This window comes from Agrobacterium sp. 22-3639C2 (genome assembly GCF_053522105.1).
On the sequence record NZ_JBNWDB010000003.1, the window covers coordinates 685,755 to 705,673 of the forward strand.

Annotated in this window: 22 protein-coding genes; 12 read left to right on the top strand and 10 right to left on the bottom strand. The window is 59.0% G+C overall.

Annotated elements, in window-relative coordinates; all coding sequences use genetic code 11:
• Positions 1-867, bottom strand: a complete 867-nt coding sequence (gene pecM, locus ACQZ6D_RS16335) for a 4-hydroxybenzaldehyde efflux transporter PecM (RefSeq protein WP_065703701.1) — start codon at positions 865-867, stop codon at positions 1-3.
• A gap of 81 nt (positions 868-948) precedes the next feature.
• Between pecM and ACQZ6D_RS16340 the strand changes: the two genes are divergently transcribed.
• The 3 genes from ACQZ6D_RS16340 (at position 949) to ACQZ6D_RS16350 (ending at position 3,527) form a co-directional block, all read left to right on the top strand.
• The gene (locus ACQZ6D_RS16340; protein WP_013635330.1) at positions 949-1,449 is read left to right on the top strand and encodes a MarR family winged helix-turn-helix transcriptional regulator; all 501 of its coding nucleotides are present in this window, start codon (positions 949-951) and stop codon (positions 1,447-1,449) included.
• Positions 1,450-1,562: 113 nt separating this feature from the next.
• Positions 1,563-2,270, top strand: coding sequence for a FadR/GntR family transcriptional regulator (locus ACQZ6D_RS16345; protein WP_065703699.1), 708 nt, complete (start codon positions 1,563-1,565; stop codon positions 2,268-2,270).
• Positions 2,271-2,324: 54 nt separating this feature from the next.
• Positions 2,325-3,527 carry a mandelate racemase/muconate lactonizing enzyme family protein gene (locus ACQZ6D_RS16350; protein ID WP_065703697.1) on the top strand — a complete coding sequence of 401 codons (1,203 nt, stop codon included), beginning with the start codon at positions 2,325-2,327 and terminating at the stop codon, positions 3,525-3,527.
• On the opposite strand, the gene xseA is transcribed toward ACQZ6D_RS16350, so the two are convergent.
• A complete protein-coding gene (gene xseA, locus ACQZ6D_RS16355) occupies positions 3,528-5,132 on the bottom strand; it encodes an exodeoxyribonuclease VII large subunit (protein WP_025592194.1) in 1,605 nt (534 codons plus the stop codon).
• Positions 5,133-5,322: 190 nt separating this feature from the next.
• Here xseA and ACQZ6D_RS16360 point away from each other — a divergent pair, with 190 nt between their 5' ends.
• Positions 5,323-5,565, top strand: coding sequence for a hypothetical protein (locus tag ACQZ6D_RS16360; RefSeq protein WP_038489554.1), 243 nt, complete (start codon positions 5,323-5,325; stop codon positions 5,563-5,565).
• 11 nt (positions 5,566-5,576) lie between these two features.
• A complete protein-coding gene (locus tag ACQZ6D_RS16365; protein WP_013635327.1) occupies positions 5,577-5,948 on the top strand; it encodes a hypothetical protein in 372 nt (123 codons plus the stop codon).
• Here ACQZ6D_RS16365 and ACQZ6D_RS16370 read toward each other — a convergent pair.
• A complete protein-coding gene (locus ACQZ6D_RS16370) occupies positions 5,945-6,928 on the bottom strand; it encodes a Gfo/Idh/MocA family protein (RefSeq protein ID WP_065703695.1) in 984 nt (327 codons plus the stop codon). The genes ACQZ6D_RS16365 and ACQZ6D_RS16370 overlap by 4 nt on opposite strands.
• 180 nt (positions 6,929-7,108) lie before the next feature.
• On the opposite strand from ACQZ6D_RS16370, the gene ACQZ6D_RS16375 reads away from it, so the two are divergent.
• From ACQZ6D_RS16375 to ACQZ6D_RS16390, 4 genes are all read left to right on the top strand, one after another.
• Complete coding sequence (locus ACQZ6D_RS16375) at positions 7,109-7,669, top strand: isochorismatase family protein (RefSeq protein ID WP_065703693.1); 561 nt, start codon at positions 7,109-7,111, stop codon at positions 7,667-7,669.
• A complete protein-coding gene (locus tag ACQZ6D_RS16380; RefSeq protein ID WP_065703692.1) occupies positions 7,669-8,652 on the top strand; it encodes a GlxA family transcriptional regulator in 984 nt (327 codons plus the stop codon). The genes ACQZ6D_RS16375 and ACQZ6D_RS16380 overlap by 1 nt, the downstream gene beginning before the upstream one ends.
• A 111-nt stretch (positions 8,653-8,763) precedes the next feature.
• On the top strand, positions 8,764-9,714 hold the full coding sequence (locus tag ACQZ6D_RS16385) for an aldo/keto reductase (protein WP_065703896.1): 951 nt from the start codon (positions 8,764-8,766) through the stop codon (positions 9,712-9,714).
• A 1-nt stretch (position 9,715) separates the two neighbouring features.
• On the top strand, positions 9,716-10,159 hold the full coding sequence (locus tag ACQZ6D_RS16390; protein ID WP_065703690.1) for a GNAT family N-acetyltransferase: 444 nt from the start codon (positions 9,716-9,718) through the stop codon (positions 10,157-10,159).
• On the opposite strand, the gene ACQZ6D_RS16395 is transcribed toward ACQZ6D_RS16390, so the two are convergent.
• Positions 10,160-11,050, bottom strand: a complete 891-nt coding sequence (locus tag ACQZ6D_RS16395) for a LysR family transcriptional regulator (protein WP_025592183.1) — start codon at positions 11,048-11,050, stop codon at positions 10,160-10,162.
• 117 nt (positions 11,051-11,167) lie between these two features.
• Between ACQZ6D_RS16395 and ACQZ6D_RS16400 the strand changes: the two genes are divergently transcribed.
• Positions 11,168-12,169, top strand: a complete 1,002-nt coding sequence (locus ACQZ6D_RS16400) for an aldo/keto reductase (RefSeq protein ID WP_013635323.1) — start codon at positions 11,168-11,170, stop codon at positions 12,167-12,169.
• Between the two features lie 56 nt (positions 12,170-12,225).
• On the opposite strand, the gene pheT is transcribed toward ACQZ6D_RS16400, so the two are convergent.
• The 6 genes from pheT to infC form a co-directional block, all read right to left on the bottom strand.
• The gene (gene pheT, locus ACQZ6D_RS16405) at positions 12,226-14,649 is read right to left on the bottom strand and encodes a phenylalanine--tRNA ligase subunit beta (RefSeq protein WP_065703688.1); all 2,424 of its coding nucleotides are present in this window, start codon (positions 14,647-14,649) and stop codon (positions 12,226-12,228) included.
• A gap of 24 nt (positions 14,650-14,673) precedes the next feature.
• Positions 14,674-15,756, bottom strand: coding sequence for a phenylalanine--tRNA ligase subunit alpha (pheS, locus tag ACQZ6D_RS16410; protein WP_003514626.1), 1,083 nt, complete (start codon positions 15,754-15,756; stop codon positions 14,674-14,676).
• A complete protein-coding gene (locus ACQZ6D_RS16415) occupies positions 15,749-16,627 on the bottom strand; it encodes a lipopolysaccharide kinase InaA family protein (RefSeq protein WP_065703687.1) in 879 nt (292 codons plus the stop codon). Before ACQZ6D_RS16415 ends, pheS begins: the two co-directional genes overlap by 8 nt.
• Before the next feature lie 165 nt (positions 16,628-16,792).
• On the bottom strand, positions 16,793-17,197 hold the full coding sequence (rplT, locus tag ACQZ6D_RS16420; RefSeq protein WP_003514622.1) for a 50S ribosomal protein L20: 405 nt from the start codon (positions 17,195-17,197) through the stop codon (positions 16,793-16,795).
• Positions 17,198-17,237: 40 nt separating this feature from the next.
• Positions 17,238-17,441 carry a 50S ribosomal protein L35 gene (gene rpmI, locus ACQZ6D_RS16425; RefSeq protein WP_003493355.1) on the bottom strand — a complete coding sequence of 68 codons (204 nt, stop codon included), beginning with the start codon at positions 17,439-17,441 and terminating at the stop codon, positions 17,238-17,240.
• 194 nt (positions 17,442-17,635) lie between these two features.
• Positions 17,636-18,172: a translation initiation factor IF-3 gene (infC, locus tag ACQZ6D_RS16430; RefSeq protein ID WP_060641871.1), complete on the bottom strand. Its 537-nt coding sequence runs from the start codon at positions 18,170-18,172 to the stop codon at positions 17,636-17,638.
• Positions 18,173-18,359: 187 nt separating this feature from the next.
• On the opposite strand from infC, the gene ACQZ6D_RS16435 reads away from it, so the two are divergent.
• Positions 18,360-19,148: an alpha/beta hydrolase gene (locus tag ACQZ6D_RS16435; RefSeq protein ID WP_065703684.1), complete on the top strand. Its 789-nt coding sequence runs from the start codon at positions 18,360-18,362 to the stop codon at positions 19,146-19,148.
• A gap of 118 nt (positions 19,149-19,266) precedes the next feature.
• On the top strand, positions 19,267-19,881 hold the full coding sequence (locus ACQZ6D_RS16440; RefSeq protein WP_003514617.1) for a transglutaminase-like cysteine peptidase: 615 nt from the start codon (positions 19,267-19,269) through the stop codon (positions 19,879-19,881).
• Positions 19,882-19,919 lie beyond the last annotated feature (38 nt).

Consider the following 19,919-nt stretch of genomic DNA (forward strand, 5'->3'; position numbering starts at 1 on the left):
CTATTTCGGCAGCTGGCTCCGCTGACTGAGCCAGATGCTGAAAAGCACTGCAACGAAGCCGACGATTTGCGCTGGCGTGAGGCTTTGGCCGAGCGCCAGCCAGCCGAGCAGGGTCGCAACGACAGGGCTTAGGAAACCGAGCGAGGCTGCAGCCGAGGGTTCGATGCGGGCGAGACCCCGGAACCACAGAAAATAGGTCAAGGCGGCGCCAATAATGCCGAGATAGGCCATGCCGAGAATATTGGCCGCGGTAGGTGCAGGCAGGGCCGGTTCCAGGAAATATGCGACCGGCAGAAGCAGAATGCCTCCAGCCGTCAATTGCCAGGCCGTAAAGGTGAGGTTCGACACCGGCGGTCGCCATTTGCGGGTGAGCACGGTTCCAAAGGCCATGGATACGGCGCCTGCAAGACCCGCAGCCACGCCGACGGCATCCAACGCGGCAGCACCCGGCGCCAAAACCAGAAGTGCGACGCCTAACATACCCAGAAGACCAGCGACAATGGCCAGCGGCCGGACCGGCGCGGCGAGAAACAGCCGCGAAAGGCCGATCACGATCAGGGGTTGGATCGCACCCACAGTCGCGGCTACACCACCCGGCAGCCGGTAAGCCGAAACGAAAAGCATCGCCCAGAAAAACGAGAAATTCAGCGCACCTAGAATAAGGCTGCGTGGCCACCAGATGCCCTCCGGTAGTTTTCTGACGAGAAGCAACAGCAATATGCCGGCCGGCAAGGCGCGCAGCATCGCAACATGGAATGGATATCCATGCGGCAGGAATTCGGTGGTGACGAAGTAGGTCGTCCCCCAGATGGCGGGGGCAAGTGCCGTCACCAGCACATCGGCGGCATAGGTGGTGTTTTTCTTCATTTCAAGAATCTCTACATCAAGATAAATACAACTTAGCCAATTTTATCTTGACGTCAAGATATCAGTTGTTATACCTTGGTGATGAGCAAAGAACCGATTGATCACGTCGATCACATTCTGGCGCAATGGCGCAAGGAGAGGCCCGATCTTGATGTCGAGCCAATGGGGCTGCTTGGGCGCTTGAAACGGCTAACCACGCATCTCGGTCGCGAGGTGGAGGCGGTGCTGCTGAAACACGGCCTCTCCTCTTCCGCTTTTGATGTGCTGGCGACATTACGGCGCGCGGGCGCGCCCTACCGGCTTTCGCCCGGTGATCTGCTGGCCATGACAATGGTAAGCTCCGGCACGATGACCAACCGGATCGACCAGCTGGAAAAAGCGGGTCTGGTGGAGCGCATCCACAACCCGCAGGATCGGCGCAGCGTGTTGATATCATTGACGGAGCGGGGATTTGCCATTGTCGAGGACGCGGTCAGCGCCCATGTCGAGAACCAGCAACGGCTGGTCGCACAGCTCAGCGAAGAAGAACGCACGGCGCTGAACAAGCTTGTGAAGCGGTTTCTACAGGGGTTTGAAGCTTAGTTCCCTAAAAAGCGGACAGGAACCAGCAATCGCGCAGGTGATGGCGCTTGTTTTGGCGCTAAGAATCCTATAAGCAATTTTCCGTTAACCTGTCCTACAGGTTGGAGGAACGATTGTATAAGCCCATTTCGCAGGAAACCGATCTCGTCAGCAGCGCGATTGGCGCAATCACGCGCCACATTCGCGAAAACGAACTTGCCCCCGGAGCGAAGCTGCCCAGCGAGCTTTCGCTTTCGCAGCAGCTCGGTGTCTCGCGCACCGTGGTTCGCGAGGCTTTCCGGTCCTTGTCGGCCATGCGGCTGATCGATGTCAGCGTCGGCAAGCGCGCCACGGTGGCGACGCTGGATCATGGCGCGATGTCGCTGATGTTCGAACATGGCATTCACACCGAGCAGATCAACATCCAGCAGATTTACGACGTGCGCCGCACCATCGAAGTCAGAACCGTGACATTGGCGGCGCTGCGGCGAACGGATGCGGAGGCACTCACCATTCTCGACCACGCCAACAATATGGAGCGGGACTTCGGTAATAGTGACAGGGTCATGGAACACGACCTTGCCTTTCACCTTGCCGTTGCCAGAGCCTCCAAGAACCCGGTTTTCGAACTCATTCTCGGCGCCTTTCAGAATGTGACGCGCCAGACATGGCCGATCGGCTGGAAGAGCCGCAAATCCGACGCGCAGCGTCATGCCGCGACTGAACTTCATATGGCCATCGGACAGGCCATTGCCGCGGGCGACCCGCAAACGGCCTCGACACTTATGGCGCGGCATTTCGATGAAAGCGTGCATGCGCTTCTGGCCGCCGGCATCGCCTGATTTTTCAAACGCAGTTCCAGACCGAAAACTGCCTGCCTCTGGAGGAGACACTTCATGAAAATTACGAAACTCGAAACCGTCCGCGTGGCGGAACGGGCAAACCTGCTCTGGGTTCTGGTCCACACGGATGAGGGCATTACCGGACTTGGTGAAACCTTCTACGGCGCCGAGACGGTTGAAACCTATGTGCACGAATATATCGCACCCCGCGTGATCGGCCGCGATCCGCTGCAGATCGACCTTCTGGCACAGGACCTCGTCGGTTATCTCGGCTTCCGTTCATCGGGGGCGGAAGTACGCGGCAATTCGGCCTTCGATATCGCGCTTTGGGATATTTTCGGCAAGGCCACCAACCAGCCTATTGCGCAATTGCTTGGCGGCTTCAGCCGCAGGGAAATCCGCACCTACAATACCTGCGCGGGCACGGAATATATCAAGAAGGCGACCGGCCAGCAGACGGCCAATTACGGCCTGTCCGGCGGCAAGGATTATGACGATCTGAACGGCTTCCTGCACCGGGCGGACGAGCTTGCCCATTCGCTGCTGGAAGACGGCATCACGGCCATGAAGATCTGGCCTTTCGATGCGGCGGCGGAAAAGACGCGCGGCCAATATATCTCGATGCCTGACCTGAAAAGCGCGCTCGAGCCGTTCGAGAAAATTCGCAAGGCAGTCGGCGACAAGATGGATATCATGGTGGAGTTTCACTCCATGTGGCAGCTTCTGCCAGCCATGCAGATCGCCAAGGCGCTCACCCCTTACCAGACCTTCTGGCACGAAGATCCGATCAAGATGGACAGCCTTTCCAGCCTGACGCGTTATGCCGCCGTTTCACCCGCGCCGATTTCCGCATCGGAGACGCTCGGCTCGCGCTGGGCTTTCCGAGATCTTCTGGAAACTGGCGCTGCCGGCGTGGTGATGCTTGACATCAGCTGGTGTGGTGGACTTTCCGAAGCGCGCAAGATCGCTTCCATGGCCGAAGCCTGGCATCTGCCGGTTGCGCCGCATGATTGCACCGGCCCGGTGGTACTCTGCGCCTCCACGCATCTGTCGCTCAACGCACCGAACGCGCTGGTTCAGGAAAGCGTGCGCGCCTTCTACAAGACCTGGTACCGCGATCTCGTTACCGCATTGCCGGAAGTTAAAAACGGCATGATCACCGTGCCGCCGGGTGCCGGCCTTGGCATGGAGCTGCATCCCTATATTGAAAAGACCTTCACCGTCAGCCGTCGTTTTTCAGATGCGGCGTCGATCTGATCAGAACAGACTGCCCTGATTTCCCGGGTCGGAAGAGGCCGGTTTCACCGGCTTCTTTTTGGGAGCAGCAGGCGTGGGAACGTCAGATGATGGAGTAGCCTCGCCTGTCGTCAGGGCGGCCACGCGACCGTCGGCGAACTCCATTGACACCACAGCGCCGGACGCGATGGCAGCAGCCCGGGTCAGGGGCCGGTTCTCCTCGTCGCGGATGACAGCATAACCGCGGTTCAGCACATTCTTGTAGGACAGCGACTGCAGGATGCGGTCATGGGCGGCAAGGCCCGAGCGGTTCTGCGCCATGCGGTGAAGCACGGCGGTATCGGCACGTCGCGTTGCGGTGACGACCCGTTCCTTCTGCCGCTCCAACTGGCCGAGCAAGCGGGCGGGCAGCGAACGCAGCGCGGAATCGGTCGAGGAAATTCTCGACTGCGCCTGCAACAGGCGGCGCTCCACAAGCGCCTCGGCCCTCTGCATGCGTTCCGTAACACGCTGGCGATGCTGCCGCAGACCATTCAGCAGGATTTCCGGCCTCAGACCCGAAGCAGAGCGTTCGAACGCGCGGCGCTTGTTCAGCGTCGTCATTTCAAGCCCGCGACCCAAACCGCTTGCGGCCTCGTCGAAACGACGGCGCGGCAGAGCCAGAAGCTGGTCAAGCGATGGCAGCGCACGCACCAGAGCACGCACGCCCTGTCGGCGATTGTCCATTTGGCGTGATACCGAGCCGGAAAGGCGCGCTGCAAGTCCGGAGAGCTGCGCCTCCAGTTCCGCACGCACCGGCACGGCCATTTCGGCGGCACCCGTCGGTGTCGGTGCGCGCACGTCGGCGGCGTAGTCGATCAGGGTCGTATCCGTCTCATGCCCCACAGCGGAAATCAGCGGGATTTCGCTCTCGGCAGCGGCGCGCACGACGATTTCGTCGTTGAAGCTCCAGAGATCTTCCAGACTGCCGCCTCCACGGGCGACGATCAGCACGTCGGGGCGTGCAATCTCACCGCCGGGCTGAAGCGCATTGAAACCGCGAATGGCGTTCGCCACTTCCTCACCCGAGCCTTCCCCCTGCACCTTGACCGGCCAGACGACGACATGGACCGGAAAGCGATCCGAAATCCGGTGGAGAATATCGCGAATGACTGCGCCCGTGGGCGATGTGACAACACCGATGACACGCGGCATGAACGGCAGGCGGCGTTTGCGTTCCGCATCGAACAGCCCCTCCGCCGCCAGACGCCGGCGGCGGTCCTCCAGCAAAGCCATCAGCGCGCCCGCGCCGGCCGGCTCCAGGCTTTCTATGACGATCTGATATTTCGAGGAGCCGGGAAAGGTGGTGACCTTGCCGGTGGCGATGACCTCCATGCCCTCTTCCGGGCGGAACTTCAGCCGCGAGAAAGTACCCTTCCAGATAACCGCATCGATGCGGGCGCGATCGTCCTTCAGGGAGAAATAGGCGTGACCCGAAGAATGCGGACCCCGGTAGCCGGAAATCTCGCCGCGCACCCTCACCTGATCGAAAGCCGTCTCCACCGTTCGCTTGATGGAACCCGACAGTTCGGAAACCGAGAACTCGGCAAGATTGCTCAATGCGGCATTGGAGAAAATATCGCTCATGCCCGTTTGTAACCAAAACCCGTCGATTCGGAAATGCCGGTACTGGCCGGGTCTATTTTAACGGCGGTGAAACCATATCCTCAACTAACGAGTTAGGAAAATGGGTGAGGGAGGAGAAAACAAGGGTTCGTTAGGGAAGAGGACGCTACGTCTTATCCCAGACCCGGCAACCAAAGAGGAGGCGGCATTCATGATTTTTCTTACCGCCACATTGCTCGGCGTAACCGCAGTTGCGTTGCGTTCGGTATTCAGCATCATTTTCATCTGCCTGATGGTTATCGGCGCCTATGGTGTCGCACTGGCGATTTCTGCAACCGCCGTGCCGCTGATGTCGCTGCTCCTGGCGCTTGCGGGTTATAATTTCGGCGTTGTGAGTGTGGTCATCGGCCTTCTCGTGCTGCAACGTCCGCGCTCCACCCAGCCGACGCTTTAAAGCACACGGCCTTGCGGCTTCGCCACTTCGCCCTGACCGAGGTTTACGGACTGGCTGTAGACCTTTCCATCTCTTTTCTGCTGATTTTTTATATCGGCATCGACCCGCTTGCCGCCCGTCTTCCGGGCGCTTTGGCAGGGCTTGCGACGAGTTGGAGGCTAAACCATTCGAATGGCGATGGCCGCAATGAGCTGAACGGCTTTCTGTTGAACGCCGTCACGCTTATCTCCCGCATGGTTGGCGTCGGGCTGTTCGCCCTGCTGCAATGGCGCAATCCACTCGTGCAGCCGCTGGTCCCGCTTGCTTTTTCGGCACTCGCGGCATTGGTGCTGGCGCTTTACGGCTATAGGCGGCTTCAAAAGCAGCGTGCGGATCAGGATTAAACCGTCTCCCAACCGTCCTTTTCCGCCGCACGGTAGATGGCATCGATGAAAAGCTGGTTCTTCCTCGAGCTTTCCAGGGTGACGACCTCGCCCTCACCTTTCACCGCGCGGGCAAAGGCCTCCGCCTCCAGCTTGTACTGGCGACTATCCTGAAACCGGAAGACTTGCGACTGGTTATGGCCCTGGTTGGTCAACTCGATTTCCTCCGCGCCCCAGCGATTTGCATTGAAGGGAGATTTGATCTCGATGTACCCGTCCGTGCCATGGAAAACCATCAGCTGGCGGGCGGCAAGCTGGGTTGCCAGATAAAAGCTCAGTTCGAAGCCGCCGAAATCGGCCCTGACGCTGGAATAGATATCGGTGCCGAATTCCTTATCACGCTCGACGCTCGCCTGTACGCGCTTCGGCTCGGCACCCGTGGCAAAACGGGTGACGATGGTCGGGTAGACGCCGATATCCGGCAAGGCCCCGCCGCCCAGTTCGGGAATATTGCGCATATTGCCGGGATCGCGATTGAAGTAGCTGAAAGCGCCCTGCACATGCTTCAGCGTTCCGATTGCACCTGATGCCAGCAATTCCTTCACCTTGGCCCAAACAGGAGAATAGGTGACCATGAAAGCCTCCGACACGACGACGCCATTGTCATCCCGCGCCGCGATGATGGCGTCGATCTGTTCAGCCTTGAGTGCGATCGGCTTTTCACACAGCACGTGTTTGCCGGCATTGGCAGCTTTTATGGTCCATTCCACATGTTGCGAGGTGGGAAGCGGAATATAGACGGCATCGATCACATCGGATGCAAGCATTTCCTCATAGGAGCCGAAGGCATGCGGGACGGAAAAACGATCTGCAACCGCACGCGCCTTGGCATGATCGCGGCTGGCGATGGCGCTCACCACACAGTTCCGCGCATCCTGAATCGCCGGAATGACGTGATCCTGAGCGATTTTCGCCGTTGAAATTATTCCGAAGCGCAGCATCTCATTCTCCCACTCTGTAATTCCGGGAAACTTACCATTGTCGCGACGCCTGGCAAGTCGCACGAAACGTAACTGCAAACGCTATGGCTGGATTCGTCCTTCCTTTGTCGGTTTCCATGCTTTTATCCAGCCTTTCAAAGGTGAATTATGCTATACATGAACCCAATGGAGAATCATGAAATGTCCTCTTCTCACACAGCACTCCTTGTCATCGACGTTCAGGAATCCTTCCGGCATACCCCCTATTTCGAGGAAAGCGAACTTCCCGCCTATCTGGAAAAACAGCAGGCACTGATCGACGGCGCCAAGGCATCGGGCATTCCCGTCGTGCAAATCTTTCATGTCGATGGCGACCGGGCCTTTGCAGAGGAGAGCGGCTATATTCGCGCGCTGGAAGGTGTGCGCATTACCCCTGACGTCACCTTTCGCAAGAACCGCCACTCTGCTTTCGCCGGCACCGGCCTCGATATCTGGCTGACGCAAAAGGGTATCAGCCGGCTGATCGTATCCGGCATCCGCACCGAACAGTGCTGCGAAACGACCACACGGCATGCATCGGACCTCGGTTACACCGTCGATTACGTCACCGAGGCGACGCTTACCTTTCCAATGACGCACGCCTCGGGCACCGTGTTCAGCCCTGATGATATTCGCACCCGAACCGAGCTGGTGCTGGCCGGTCGCTTTGCGCGCATCGCAACCGTCGGCGACGTTCTCGAAACGGTAAGAAAGGCCGCCTGATGGACAATGGCGGCACGCGGACCATTCCCTTTTATACGCTTGTGCCGCCACACGCGCTGTTGCTCGATATTGCCGGCCCGCTGGAGGTGATCCGTTATGCCAACGCGGAACAGCGGGACATCCATTTCGACTGCCGTTACATCGCGGAACATGACCAGCAGCAATCCTCCATCGGCCTTGGGCTTTGCGGGCTGGAGGCCTTGCCCGAGAGCCTGCCGGACAATGCTTTCCTGCTGATTTCCGGCAGCATCTCCCGATTCGACAACGCGCCGGAGATGCGACGGGAGCGGCAGGCCCTGGTGGCATGGTTGCGCCGCGCAGTGCGCGCGGACACCACAGTCATTTCCATTTGCTCCGGCGCACTGCTGGCGGGCGAAGCAGGACTTTTCGACGGGCGGAGCTGTACGACACATGCGGATTGCATCGAAGCGCTGCGCCGCACCGCACCGCTGTCGCAGGTGGCCGAAAACCGTCTTTTCGTGGAGGATGGCAACCGCTTCTCCAGCGCCGGTATTTCCACTGGCACCGACCTCATGCTGCATGTCGTTTCCCGACTGACATCGCCTGCGGTCGCGGCGCGCATTGCCAAAAACATGGTCGTTTATCTCAGGCGCAGCGGCAATGATCCGCAAATCTCCCCCTGGCTTACCGGCCGCAACCACATTCACCCCGCCATTCACCGGGTGCAGGACCGGGTGATGACTGAACCGGCTCAGGACTGGTCGCTGGAACGGCTGGCCGATATTGCCGCACTGAGCGAGAGGCACCTGTCCCGCCTGTTTCGCGAGCATACCGGCATCAGCGTCATCGACTACGTCAACCTGATGCGTGTCAATCTTGCCCGCGACATCCTTGCAAACAGCCGTCTGGATATGGAAGCCATTGCCGAGCGGGCGGGCTTTGCCTCCGCCCGGCATTTGCGGCGCGTGTGGCAACAGCACAATCACCTCCCGCCCAGCCACTATCGCGGCTTTCAGGCCTGATCTCACCCGCTTTTGCCCGTTGCCTGATGAATGCCATCAAAGGAATTGAATGGTTATGCCGGCAAGCAGTTGATAACCTTGCCGCCAAAGACAGCAACAGGAGCATTCCCCGTGGAAAAACGAAGCCTTGGCCGCACCGGCCTCTCCATCGCCCCGATCGTCTTCGGCGGCAACGTGTTCGGCTGGACAGCGGACGAGAAGACTTCCTTTGCCCTGCTCGATGCATTTTTCGACGCCGGGTTCAACGCCATCGACACGGCAGACGTCTATTCCGCCTGGGTGGACGGGCATGAGGGCGGCGAGTCGGAAGCAATCATCGGAAAATGGCTGAAACAGTCGAGCGTCAAGCGTGAGGACGCGGTGATCGTTACCAAGGTCGGTTTCGACAATCGCGGTCAGAAGACAGGCCTTAGCGCCAAATGGATCGCAGAGGCTGTCGACGCCTCGCTGAAGCGCCTGCAAACCGACTATATCGATCTCTACCTCGCCCATAAGCCGGACGCGGATGTGCCGCTGGAGGAAACGCTTGCAGCCTTTGCAAAGCTGAAGGAACAGGGAAAGATACGCGCCATCGGGTGCTCCAACTATTCGGTGAGCCAGCTTCAGGAAGCGCTGGACACGGCCGCGAAGAACGATCTGCCCCGTTACGATGTGCTGCAGCCGGAATATAATCTCTACAACCGTGCGGATTTCGAAGGCCCGCTTGCCGATCTTTGCGTCGCCCAGGAAATTGGTGTCATCAATTATTATAGCCTCGCGGCAGGGTTCCTCACCGGGAAATATCGCGCCAAGGCGGATACCGAGGGCGTCGCCCGCAGCTACCGGGTGGGTGAATATGTCAACGCCCGCGGCCTTGCCGTTCTGGGCGCCATGGATGCGGTTGCCGTGGAAACCGGAGCCAAGCTTGCCGATATCGCGCTGGCGTGGCTATTGCGGAAGAAGGCCGTAACGGCACCGATTGCCAGCGCCACCAGCCTGCCGCAACTCGAAAGCTTCAAACGCGCCGTCAATCTCAAGCTGACGGATGAGATGATGACGCTGCTCGACAAGGCGGGCGCGTGACATGGACCTTGTAATTCGCGACGCGGAGCCGGAAGACCGGGCGGAATGGCTGCGCCTGTGGCACGACTATCTCGCCTTCTATAACGTACACCTTGCCGAGGAAGTTACGGACCATACATGGGCGCGTGTCCTCGATCCGGCATCACGCGTTTCAATGCGCGTGGCTCTTCTGGGCGACAGGATGGCCGGTTTCGCCATCCATCACTTCCATGATTCCACCTGGGTGAAAACGCCCGACTGCTATCTGGAAGACCTGTTCGTTGACGGCGCGATCCGCGGCAAGGGAACAGGCCGGGCGCTGATGGATGACCTCATTGCCATATGCAAGGAAAACGGCTGGTCCCGGCTTTACTGGAACACGGACGAGCACAATCACCGTGCCCAGAAGCTTTACGACAGCTACGTCAAAAGCGACGGCCATATCCGCTATCGCATCAAGTTCTGATCACCCTCTGAAGCGGAAGAAATCCACGAAAGCCCTTAGCGCCGGGCGCATCTGCCGGCGCGAGGGGTAATAGATATAAAAACCATCGAAGGGCGCACACCAGTCCTCCAGCACCCGGACCAGCCTGCCTTCCTTGATGTCGTCTTCTACGCGCTGTTCGAAAACGAAAGCCAGACCCGCGCCGTCGATCGCCGCCCGGCGAATAAGGCTCTGGTCCGACAGGATGAGCGGCCCCTGCACATCGACCACCAAAGGTCTGCCGTCCTTTTCCAGCTCCCAGCGGTAGAGCAGACCACTGGAGAAGCGACGGAGAATACAGCGATGCCGCATCAAATCCCTCGGCTCACGGGGCGGCAGATTTTCTTCGAAATAGGTGGGCGCGCCGACAATCGCGCCACGCCATGGGCCGCTCGCCTTCACGGCAATCATATCCGCTTCAAGATTCTCGCCGAGCCGCAGGCCGGCATCGAAACCTTTCGCGACAATATCCTCGAAGCGGTCATCGGTCGAAATCTCCAGCGAGATATCTGGATATAGCCGCAGGAACTCGCCAAGCCGGGGCATGATCAGGTCCTCCGCCGCAAGTCTTGGCAGGGTTATCCGCAACGGTCCGGCCGGCCTTCCGCCATGCTCGGCAAGCGTATCGATGACGGCATCGATTTCAGCAAGGGCCGGCCCAAGCGTCTCGAGAAGCCGCCTGCCCTCCTCTGTCGGCGAAACGCTGCGGGTGGTACGATGCAGCAGGCGCAGGCCAAGGCTCGCTTCGAGCGACGATACTGCATGGCTGACGGCGGAAGGCGCAATGGCAAGTTCGGCGGCAGCTTTACGAAAGCTGCGGCCTTCGGCAACGGCAGCGAGGACAGCGAGTTGAGAGAGTTGCACACGGTTCATTGTTCTAAATAATAGAACAACCCGCAACGATTTGCAGCGATTATTTTTGCCGTCTTAGGGCGCTATCTTCTCACCACGCCCCTGACAACGGGCGGTTCCTCATGGAAGGACGAACAGATGAAAAAAAGAACTCTCGGAAACAACCTTTCCGTTTCGGCGCTTGGCCTCGGCTGCATGGGCATGACCCATGCCTATAGCCCGACCGGCGACGAAAATAGTGCAATAGCGACGCTGCACCGCGCCGTCGAACTCGGTGTCACTTTTTTTGACACGGCAGAGGTCTATGGGCCCTACAACAATGAAATCCTCGTCGGCAAGGGTTTGAAGCCCTATCGCGACAAGGTGGTCATTGCTACCAAGTTCGGTTTCAAAATCGACGCCAGCAAACCCGCAGGCCAGATGATGGTGGGTACCGACAGCCGCCCGGAAAATGTGCGCGCCGTCGCCGAAGCCTCTCTCAAACGCCTAGGCGTCGACACCATCGACTTGTTCTATCAGCATCGCGTCGATCCGGATGTTCCAATCGAAGATACGGTCGGCGCCATGGCGGAACTGGTCCGGCAGGGCAAGGTGAAACATCTGGGCCTTTCGGAAGCGAGTGCCGAAACACTTCGCAAGGCGCACTCCACTCACCCGATCGCTGCCATACAGAGCGAATATTCGTTGTGGACCCGCGATGTGGAGGAAAACGGCGTGCTGGAAACATGCCGCGAACTCGGTATCGGTTTCGTCCCCTTCAGCCCGCTCGGGCGTGGTGCCCTGACGGGCGCGCTGAAGTCGCTCGACGGACTTGCATCCGACGATTTCCGCCGCGGCCTGCCGCGCTTCCAAAGTGAAAACTTCGATGCCAATCTGGCGCTCATCAAGCTTCTGGAAGACATGGCTGCCGAAAAGGGTGTTACCGCCGGGCAACTGGCGCTGGCCTGGGTTCTGGCGCAGGGTGACTTTATCGTTCCGATCCCCGGTACGACAAAAATCGCCAATCTTGAGACAAACGTGGCGGCAGCGGATGTATCGCTGACGGCAGAAGAAGTCGCCAGCCTTGGCGCGTTGCTTTCTCCAGCAAAGGTTGCCGGCCAACGATATCCCGAGCGTATGTCCCAGATGGCGAACCGCTAAAAACAAAAAAAGCCGAGGCGACTGCCTCGGCTTTTTCAATTCATGGAAACAGAGCTTTACGCTCTCAGCACGCCGCCCGTCGATTTCTCGACATTACCGACGATCTTTGCGGTCAGCGCCTCGAAATCCTCGTCCGTCAGCGTCTTGTCGACCGGCTGGATCTGAACTTCAATGGCGATGGACTTTCGGCTTTCACCAAGCGATGCACCTTCGAAGACGTCAAAGACATTGACGCCGGTGATCAGCTTCCGATCAGCGCTTGTTGCAGCCTTGATGATGGCGCCTGCCTCGACCGACTTGTCGACCACGAAGGCGAAGTCGCGCTTGACCGCCTGGAAGGGCGAAAGCTCAAGGGCCGGCTTTGTGCGGGTCGCCTTCTTCTTCGGCTCCGGCATGGCGTCGAGATAGATCTCGAAACCGCTATAGACACCGGAAACATCCAGCTCTGACAGAGTCTTCGGGTGGAATTCACCGAAATAGCCGAGCACGACCTTCGGACCCATCTTGATGGTGCCGGAGCGGCCAGGGTGATACCAGCCGGGAGCGCCGGCCTCGATCTGCACATTGGCCATCGGCAGGCCGCAGGCTTCAAGCACCGAAAGCGCATCGGCCTTGGCGTCATAGACATCCACCGGCTTGCCGCCGCCCTTTGTGGCATTGGACCACATGCGGCCGCTGCCTGCGAGCGAGGCCGTGCCACGGCGTACACCGCCGGCAACACGGCGCTGGGTGTCTGGCGTGTCACCCTCATAGGTGCCGGAGACCTCGAAGATTGCCACATCGCCATGGCCCTTGTCGGCATTGCGCTGTGCTGCGGTCAGAAGGCCCGGCAGAAGCGAAGGACGCATATCCGACATATCGGCCGCGATGGGGTTGGCCAGTTTCAGAGCGGGCGAACCGCCACCGAAAAGCTTCGCGTGAGCTTCCGGGATGAAGGACCACGTGACGGCCTCCAGCATGCCACGGCTGGCAAGCGCACGGCGCGCGGTGCGGGTGCGCACCTGCAGCGTCGTCAAGATGCGGCCGTTGACGGCACCGAAGCTCTCCAGCGGTTCCGGCTTGATGTTGTCGACGCCATGAATGCGCATGACCTCTTCCACCAGATCGGCCTTGCCGTCGACATCCGGGCGCCAGGACGGCACGGTGACGGAAACACGCTCGCCCGTTCCCTCGATGCCGAAACCGAGACCCTTGAGAATGGCCAGGTTTTTTTCCGCCGAAACTTCTAGGCCGGTCAGACGCTTCACTTCCGAGAGCGGAAAATCAACGACCTTGGGCTGATGCCCCTTGTAACCGACGACCTTGGCTTCGCCGGCAACGCCGCCGCAGAGTTCCAGAACCAGTTCGGTGGTGCGTTCCAGACCCGGAACCATATATTCCGGATCGACGCCGCGCTCGAAGCGATAACGCGCATCGGTAATGATGCCGAGCGAGCGACCGGTCTTGGCAATGTTAATCGGATCCCAGAGAGCGGATTCGATCAGCACATCGACCGTGTTTTCGTCGCAGCCGGAATGTTCGCCACCCATGACGCCACCGATCGACTCAAGGCCTTTTTCATCGGCGATGACGACATTGTTCGGGCCGAGCTTGTATTCGCGCTGATCAAGCGCGAGGATCGTCTCACCCTCCTTCGCACGGCGGACCGTCAGATCACCTTTGACCTTGGCGGCATCGAAGACGTGCATCGGCCGGCCCTGATCGAAGGTCATGTAGTTGGTGATGTCCACGAGCGCATTGATGGGACGCAGGCCGATCGCCATCAGACGCTGCTGCATCCACTTCGGGCTCGGGCCGTTCTTCACACCGCGCACGATGCGCAGCGAAAAGCCGGGGCAGAGCGCCGCGTCATCCAGCTCCAGCTTCACGTCGACCGGGGTTGAGCCTTCGACCTTGAAGGACGGCGCTGGCTTGGTCTTGAGCTTGCCGAGACCGGAAGCGGCGAGATCGCGGGCGATGCCATAGATCGAGGTGCAATCCGGGCGGTTTGGCGTCAGATTGATCTCGATGACCGGATCGTCAAGTCCGGCATAGGTCGCGAAAGAAGTGCCGACCGGCGCGTCTTCCGGCAGATCGATGATGCCGTCGTGATCGTCGGAAATGTTCAGCTCTTTTTCGGAGCACATCATGCCGTGGCTTTCGACACCGCGTATCTTGCCGACGGCAAGCGTGACATCGATGCCCGGAACGTAAACGCCAGGACGCGCCAGCGCACCGACGAGGCCGGCGCGCGCATTCGGTGCGCCGCAGACGATCTGCACCGGCTTGCCGTCACCGGCATCCACCATCAACACCTTGAGGCGGTCGGCCTCGGGATGTTTTTCGGCGGAGACGACCTTGGCAATGACGAAAGGCTTATAGGCCGCCTTGTCGTCGACGTCCTCGACCTCAAGCCCGATCGCCGTCAACCGTTCGCAAATCTCGTCCAGCGTCGCATCCGTTTCGAGATGCTCTTTCAGCCAGGAAAGAGTGAATTTCATGTCTTTGCTCCTTGGCTAACCGGATTAAACGCTCAAACCGCCGAACAGCGTCGGCATGTCGAGCGGGCGGAAGCCGTAGTGGTTCATCCAGCGGACATCGGCGTTGAAGAAGTCACGCAGGTCCGGCATGCCGTATTTCAGCATGGCGATGCGGTCGAGGCCCATGCCCCAGGCAAAGCCCTGATATTCATCCGGGTCCAGACCGCCGGCGCGCAGCACATTCGGGTGCACCATGCCGCAGCCAAGGATTTCCATCCAGTCGTTGCCTTCGCCGAACTTGACGATCGGGCCGGAGCGGTCGCACTGAATATCCACCTCGAAGCTCGGCTCCGTGAAGGGGAAGAACGACGGGCGGAAGCGCATGACAACGCTATCCACCTCAAAGAAGGTCTTGCAGAACTCTTCAAGTACCCAGCGCAGATTGCCAACATGGGCCTTCTTGTCGATCACCAGACCTTCCACCTGATGGAACATCGGCGAATGGGTGGCATCGGAATCCTGACGATAGGTCTTGCCCGGAATGACGATGCGGATCGGCGGCTTCTGGCTTTCCATGGTGCGGATCTGCACCGGCGAGGTGTGCGTGCGCAGCACCTTGCGCTCGCCGTTTTCATCCGGCTGGAAGAAGAAGGTGTCATGCATTTCGCGGGCCGGATGGCCTTCAGGGAAATTCAGCGCCGTGAAGTTGTAATAGTCCGTTTCGATATCCGGACCTTCGGCGATCGAGAAGCCCATATCCGCAAAGATCGCGGTGATTTCATCGACGATCTGGCTGATCGGATGAATGCGGCCGCGCTCGGTCGGAGACTGGCGGACCGGCAGGCTGACATCAAGCGTTTCCGCCTTCAGGCGGGCGGCAATCGCGGCATCTTTCAGGCCACTCTTGCGTTCACCGATCAGGTCGGTGATTTCGGTCTTGAGCTGGTTGATGGCAGCGCCCCGGGTCTGGCGCTCTTCCGGCGTCATCGACCCCAGCGTCTTCAGAAGCTCCGAAACCGAGCCCTTCTTGCCAAGCGCGGAGACGCGCACGGCTTCGATGGCCGGCTCATCAGCGGCGGCGGCGATCTCCGACATCAGTTGCGATTTCAAGGTATCAAGTTCAGTCATCTTTTCCTGCCTTGCCGGTATTTTTAACAGCGGCTTCGGGGTTCACAGCATTCATCAGATAGTCGGTCGCCATGATAAAGCGTCGCAGATCACTACCCATCCGCACGCGCCCGATCAACCGGGCAAGCGGTAAAAATCGCCCCAGAATGCCGATCAGACGGCACAATTCTTCAAGCGCCCGCGGCGGGGCGTTTTCACGCCAGCGGGCAAAGGCGGCGTCGCAGGTTTTAGGCGCATCGCAGGCGCGGGTCGCGACCTGCAAAAACAGCAGCCAGATATCGCGCGCCTGCGCCGTCTCCAGCGGCATGGCCTCCTGAGGGCGCTCCTCGAAATCCATGAAACCGATACGGTCGTCTTTTATAAAGAAGTCACGCACATGCGGGCGGCCGTGGCAGAGGCCCGCCGCATGCAGCTCGCCAAGCGCTTCTGCGGATTTCACAAGCAAGGCGTCATGTTGCACCGGATCGGACGCCTTTAGCGCATCCATCCGCTCCATGAGCGTCGGACCGACATCTCCCAACACCATTGCTGTGCGCGACGAGTAGATCAGCGGCGGAACCGGGAAACCGCCTTGCTGGAACTGCTGCAACGTTTCCAGCTCTCGCTGCATGAGGCCGGCGCCGTCCAGCGGTTCAGAAGGGCGAAGAAAAGCATAAGGCAGAAGTTTTGACAGCAGCTTCTGCATTTTCATCCACCAGGTCACACGTTCCGTGCCCTGCCGTTTGATCCACACCGTCAATTGCGAGAGCTCGACCTTTTGAATGCGCCGGTCACTTTTCAGGAGGACGCGCATCAGGGTTGCGATGTCGTCATCGTCGAGATGAACGCGAAAGCCTTCTGCTTCCACAACCTCAATTTTATTGACCAGCATTTCCGTCCACCAAGGATTTCGCTTCAAACGGCGTGAATACTCCAACTCTTCTAAATTTCTAAATTAAAAAACGCCGATAGAGCTGTATCAGAAACTGAAAACGAAAAACCCGCGCCGGAGGACCGGCGCGGGTTTCAAATGAACAACAGATTGTCCGCGCCGTAATTACTTTACAGCGGTTTCAAACTCGTTGGTCGTACCAGCTTCCTTGAGGTACTCAAGAGCCTTCTTCGCGGTCTCGACGAGCACGCCGAATGCTGCCGGCTCATGGATAGCCATGTCGGACAGAACCTTGCGGTCAACTTCGATGCCAGCCTTGTTCAGGCCGTCGATGAAGCGGCCGTAGGTCAGGCCGAATTCGCGAACAGCAGCGTTGATACGCTGGATCCACAGAGCGCGGAAGTTGCGCTTGTTGACCTTGCGGTCGCGGTAAGCGTACTGCTTGGAACGATCCACGGCAGCCTTAGCTGCGCGGATGGTGTTCTTGCGGCGGCCGTAGAAGCCCTTGGCTGCCTTGAGTGTCTTGGTGTGCTTGGCGCGGGAAGTTACGCCACGTTTTACGCGTGCCATGTCATGATCTCCTTAAAGTGTCCAAAAGTGCGGAAAAGTCTCAGAGACCGTTCGGCAGGTAGTTCTTGACGACTTTTTTGCCGTCAGCTTCGGCGAGAACCATGGTTCCACGCGCGTCGCGAATGAACTTGTTGGTACGCTTGATCATGCCGTGGCGCTTACCGGCGGCGGCTGCAACAACCTTGCCGGTGGCGGTGATCTTGAACCGCTTTTTTGCAGCGGACTTCGTCTTCATCTTGGGCATTTTGCTACTCCGTGTTTTTGTATCGAAACAGGCAGACGAGGCCTATTTCAAGCTATTCAGGAACGGCCTCGGCATGCCCTGCCGGACCGTTCGGACGCGCGCTTATAACCGCAGTCGGTTAAAAGCGCAACGGGGAATACGAACTTCCCCTTGCGGTGGTGCTTCATGCCGCCCGGGCGGCGTGCGCGAAAGAGTTATTTCGGCGCGAGAACCATCATCATCTGACGGCCTTCCAGCTTCGGCTCGGCTTCAACCTTGGCAATCGCCTGGGTATCTTCCTTCACCTGGAGGAGAAGCTTCATGCCGAGTTCCTGGTGGGCCATTTCGCGGCCGCGGAACTTCAGCGTCACCTTCACCTTGTCACCTTCGTCAAAGAAACGGTTCATCGCCTTCATCTTCACGTCATAGTCATGCGTGTCGATGTTGGGGCGCATCTTGATTTCCTTGACCTCGACGATCTTCTGTTTCTTGCGCGCTTCAGCGGCTTTTTTCTGGGTCGAGTATTTAAGCTTGCCGAGATCGAGGATCTTGCATACCGGCGGTTCAGCGTTCGGCGAAATCTCAACGAGATCGAGACCGGCATCCTCCGCCATTTTCAAAGCCTGGTCCGTCGGCATGCTACCGAGGTTCTGGCCCTCTTCATCAATAAGCTGAACTCTGGGAACCCGGATTTCCCGGTTGGAGCGCGGGCCCTCCTTGACGGGGGCATCGGCTTTGAAAGGTCTGCGAATGGTCGTATTCTCCTGATCTGTTTCTGGATCACATCGGCAAAAAACAGCTTGTTTGGTACAAGCGGCGGAAATGTCGTTATTGCCGTGGCGAAGTCAATAGCATATCTGCCCGAAAAGATCACCTGTTGTCACGGTTTTTGCAAATACGCCGCCTTTGTTGCGCGAAATTCAGGAGAATTGCATATACATGACAGAACAAGCCGCTGAATTCCTGCGTGTAGGCATGGGCGACGACGCCCGCGACATCGCCGTCCTTCACCGCCCGTCAACTTCACGAGAAGATGCACCCACGCTTGTCTGGCTCGGCGGTTACCGTTCCGACATGACGGGAACCAAGGCGGTGGAACTCGACCGCTTTGCGGCGGAAAACGGCATTGCGTGCCTGCGGCTCGATTATTCCGGGCACGGCGCTTCCGGCGGTGACTTCAAAAAGGGCACGATTTCAAGATGGCTGGAAGAGGCACTTGCCGTCGTGCGCGAAAAGGCGCCATCGCGCGTCGTCCTTATTGGTTCGTCGATGGGTGGATGGATTGCGCTGCGCATGGTTGAGGAACTGCGCAAGGCCGGCGGCACGCCGTCCGTCGCTGGTCTGGTCCTCATTGCGCCAGCCCCCGATTTCACGGCGGACCTGATAGAGCCGAGCCTCACGGATGCGGAAAAACGGTCGCTTGAAGAAAAAGGTTATTTCGAGGAACATTCGGAATACAGCCCCGAGCCAAACATCTTTACGCGCGCGCTGATGGAAGACGGGCAGCAGAACCGCGTCCTCACCGGCATCATTACCACGGGCTGCCCGGTTCACATCCTGCAGGGAATGCGCGATCCCGATGTTCCCTATCAGCATGCGCTGAAGCTCCTCGAACATCTTCCTGCCGACGACGTCGTCTTGACGCTGATCCGCGATGGCGACCACCGGCTGTCCCGGCCGCAGGATATCGACAGGATGCTGGCTGCCGTCAAAGCCCTTGCAACATAGGCATTTGCGCAACGATCTTAACCATATTTAACGAGTCTTGCGCGCCGCCGATGGCTAGTGATTGACTCCTGACCCCCAACCCTCTTAACTTTTCGTTAAGAATTAAGGGACGGGTTTCATGATGAACGCACCGCTGGCGCGTGCGCTGCTGTTTGCAGTTGCCGCCGGGCTATTGACTGCTGCCTCCGCCGTGGCGGAAACCAAGGGAAGCCCTTCCATGGTGACGGGTGGGATCACATCCCAGCCGATCGGCCATTATGAGTTCTGTCAGAAATACGCGAGCGAGTGCAACATTCGAAGCAAGCTGACGCCGCCGCCACGCGTCACCGAGTATGGCTGGGGTGTGGTTCGCGAGATCAACACATCCGTCAACACCTCGATCGTCGCCATGACCGACATGGAAATCTACGGCAAGGAAGAAGTCTGGGAATATCCCACGACCGCTGGCGATTGTGAGGACTTCGTGCTGCTGAAGCGCAAGAAGCTGATCGAGCGTGGGTTTTCCGTTGCTGACCTGCTAATTACTGTCGTGCGCAAGCCTGATGGCGAGGGCCACGCCGTGCTGACGCTCCGCACCACCGATGGCGATTATATTCTCGACAATCTCACCGACGACGTGAAGCTCTGGACCGACACCAACTACACTTATCTGAAGCGGCAGGCGTCCTTCAATTCGGGCCGCTGGGTTTCCATCGAGGATGGCCGCGACGTTCTGGTCGGCGCATTGCGCTGATCGGCAGATATTATAGGCTCAATGCAGAAAGCCCGCAG

Bases quoted from the DNA above. Each gene is read 5' to 3' on its own strand.
- pecM (WP_065703701.1), bottom strand. From the start codon at position 867: ATGAAGAAAAACACCACCTATGCCGCCGATGTGCTGGTGACGGCACTT.
- ACQZ6D_RS16340 (WP_013635330.1), top strand. From the start codon at position 949: ATGAGCAAAGAACCGATTGATCACGTCGATCACATTCTGGCGCAATGG.
- ACQZ6D_RS16350 (WP_065703697.1), top strand. From the start codon at position 2,325: ATGAAAATTACGAAACTCGAAACCGTCCGCGTGGCGGAACGGGCAAAC.
- xseA (WP_025592194.1), bottom strand. From the start codon at position 5,132: ATGAGCGATATTTTCTCCAATGCCGCATTGAGCAATCTTGCCGAGTTC.
- ACQZ6D_RS16360 (WP_038489554.1), top strand. From the start codon at position 5,323: ATGATTTTTCTTACCGCCACATTGCTCGGCGTAACCGCAGTTGCGTTG.
- ACQZ6D_RS16370 (WP_065703695.1), bottom strand. From the start codon at position 6,928: ATGCTGCGCTTCGGAATAATTTCAACGGCGAAAATCGCTCAGGATCAC.
- ACQZ6D_RS16375 (WP_065703693.1), top strand. From the start codon at position 7,109: ATGTCCTCTTCTCACACAGCACTCCTTGTCATCGACGTTCAGGAATCC.
- ACQZ6D_RS16380 (WP_065703692.1), top strand. From the start codon at position 7,669: ATGGACAATGGCGGCACGCGGACCATTCCCTTTTATACGCTTGTGCCG.
- ACQZ6D_RS16390 (WP_065703690.1), top strand. From the start codon at position 9,716: ATGGACCTTGTAATTCGCGACGCGGAGCCGGAAGACCGGGCGGAATGG.
- ACQZ6D_RS16395 (WP_025592183.1), bottom strand. From the start codon at position 11,050: ATGAACCGTGTGCAACTCTCTCAACTCGCTGTCCTCGCTGCCGTTGCC.
- ACQZ6D_RS16400 (WP_013635323.1), top strand. From the start codon at position 11,168: ATGAAAAAAAGAACTCTCGGAAACAACCTTTCCGTTTCGGCGCTTGGC.
- pheT (WP_065703688.1), bottom strand. From the start codon at position 14,649: ATGAAATTCACTCTTTCCTGGCTGAAAGAGCATCTCGAAACGGATGCG.
- pheS (WP_003514626.1), bottom strand. From the start codon at position 15,756: ATGACTGAACTTGATACCTTGAAATCGCAACTGATGTCGGAGATCGCC.
- ACQZ6D_RS16415 (WP_065703687.1), bottom strand. From the start codon at position 16,627: ATGCTGGTCAATAAAATTGAGGTTGTGGAAGCAGAAGGCTTTCGCGTT.
- rplT (WP_003514622.1), bottom strand. From the start codon at position 17,197: ATGGCACGCGTAAAACGTGGCGTAACTTCCCGCGCCAAGCACACCAAG.
- rpmI (WP_003493355.1), bottom strand. From the start codon at position 17,441: ATGCCCAAGATGAAGACGAAGTCCGCTGCAAAAAAGCGGTTCAAGATC.
- ACQZ6D_RS16435 (WP_065703684.1), top strand. From the start codon at position 18,360: ATGACAGAACAAGCCGCTGAATTCCTGCGTGTAGGCATGGGCGACGAC.
- ACQZ6D_RS16440 (WP_003514617.1), top strand. From the start codon at position 19,267: ATGATGAACGCACCGCTGGCGCGTGCGCTGCTGTTTGCAGTTGCCGCC.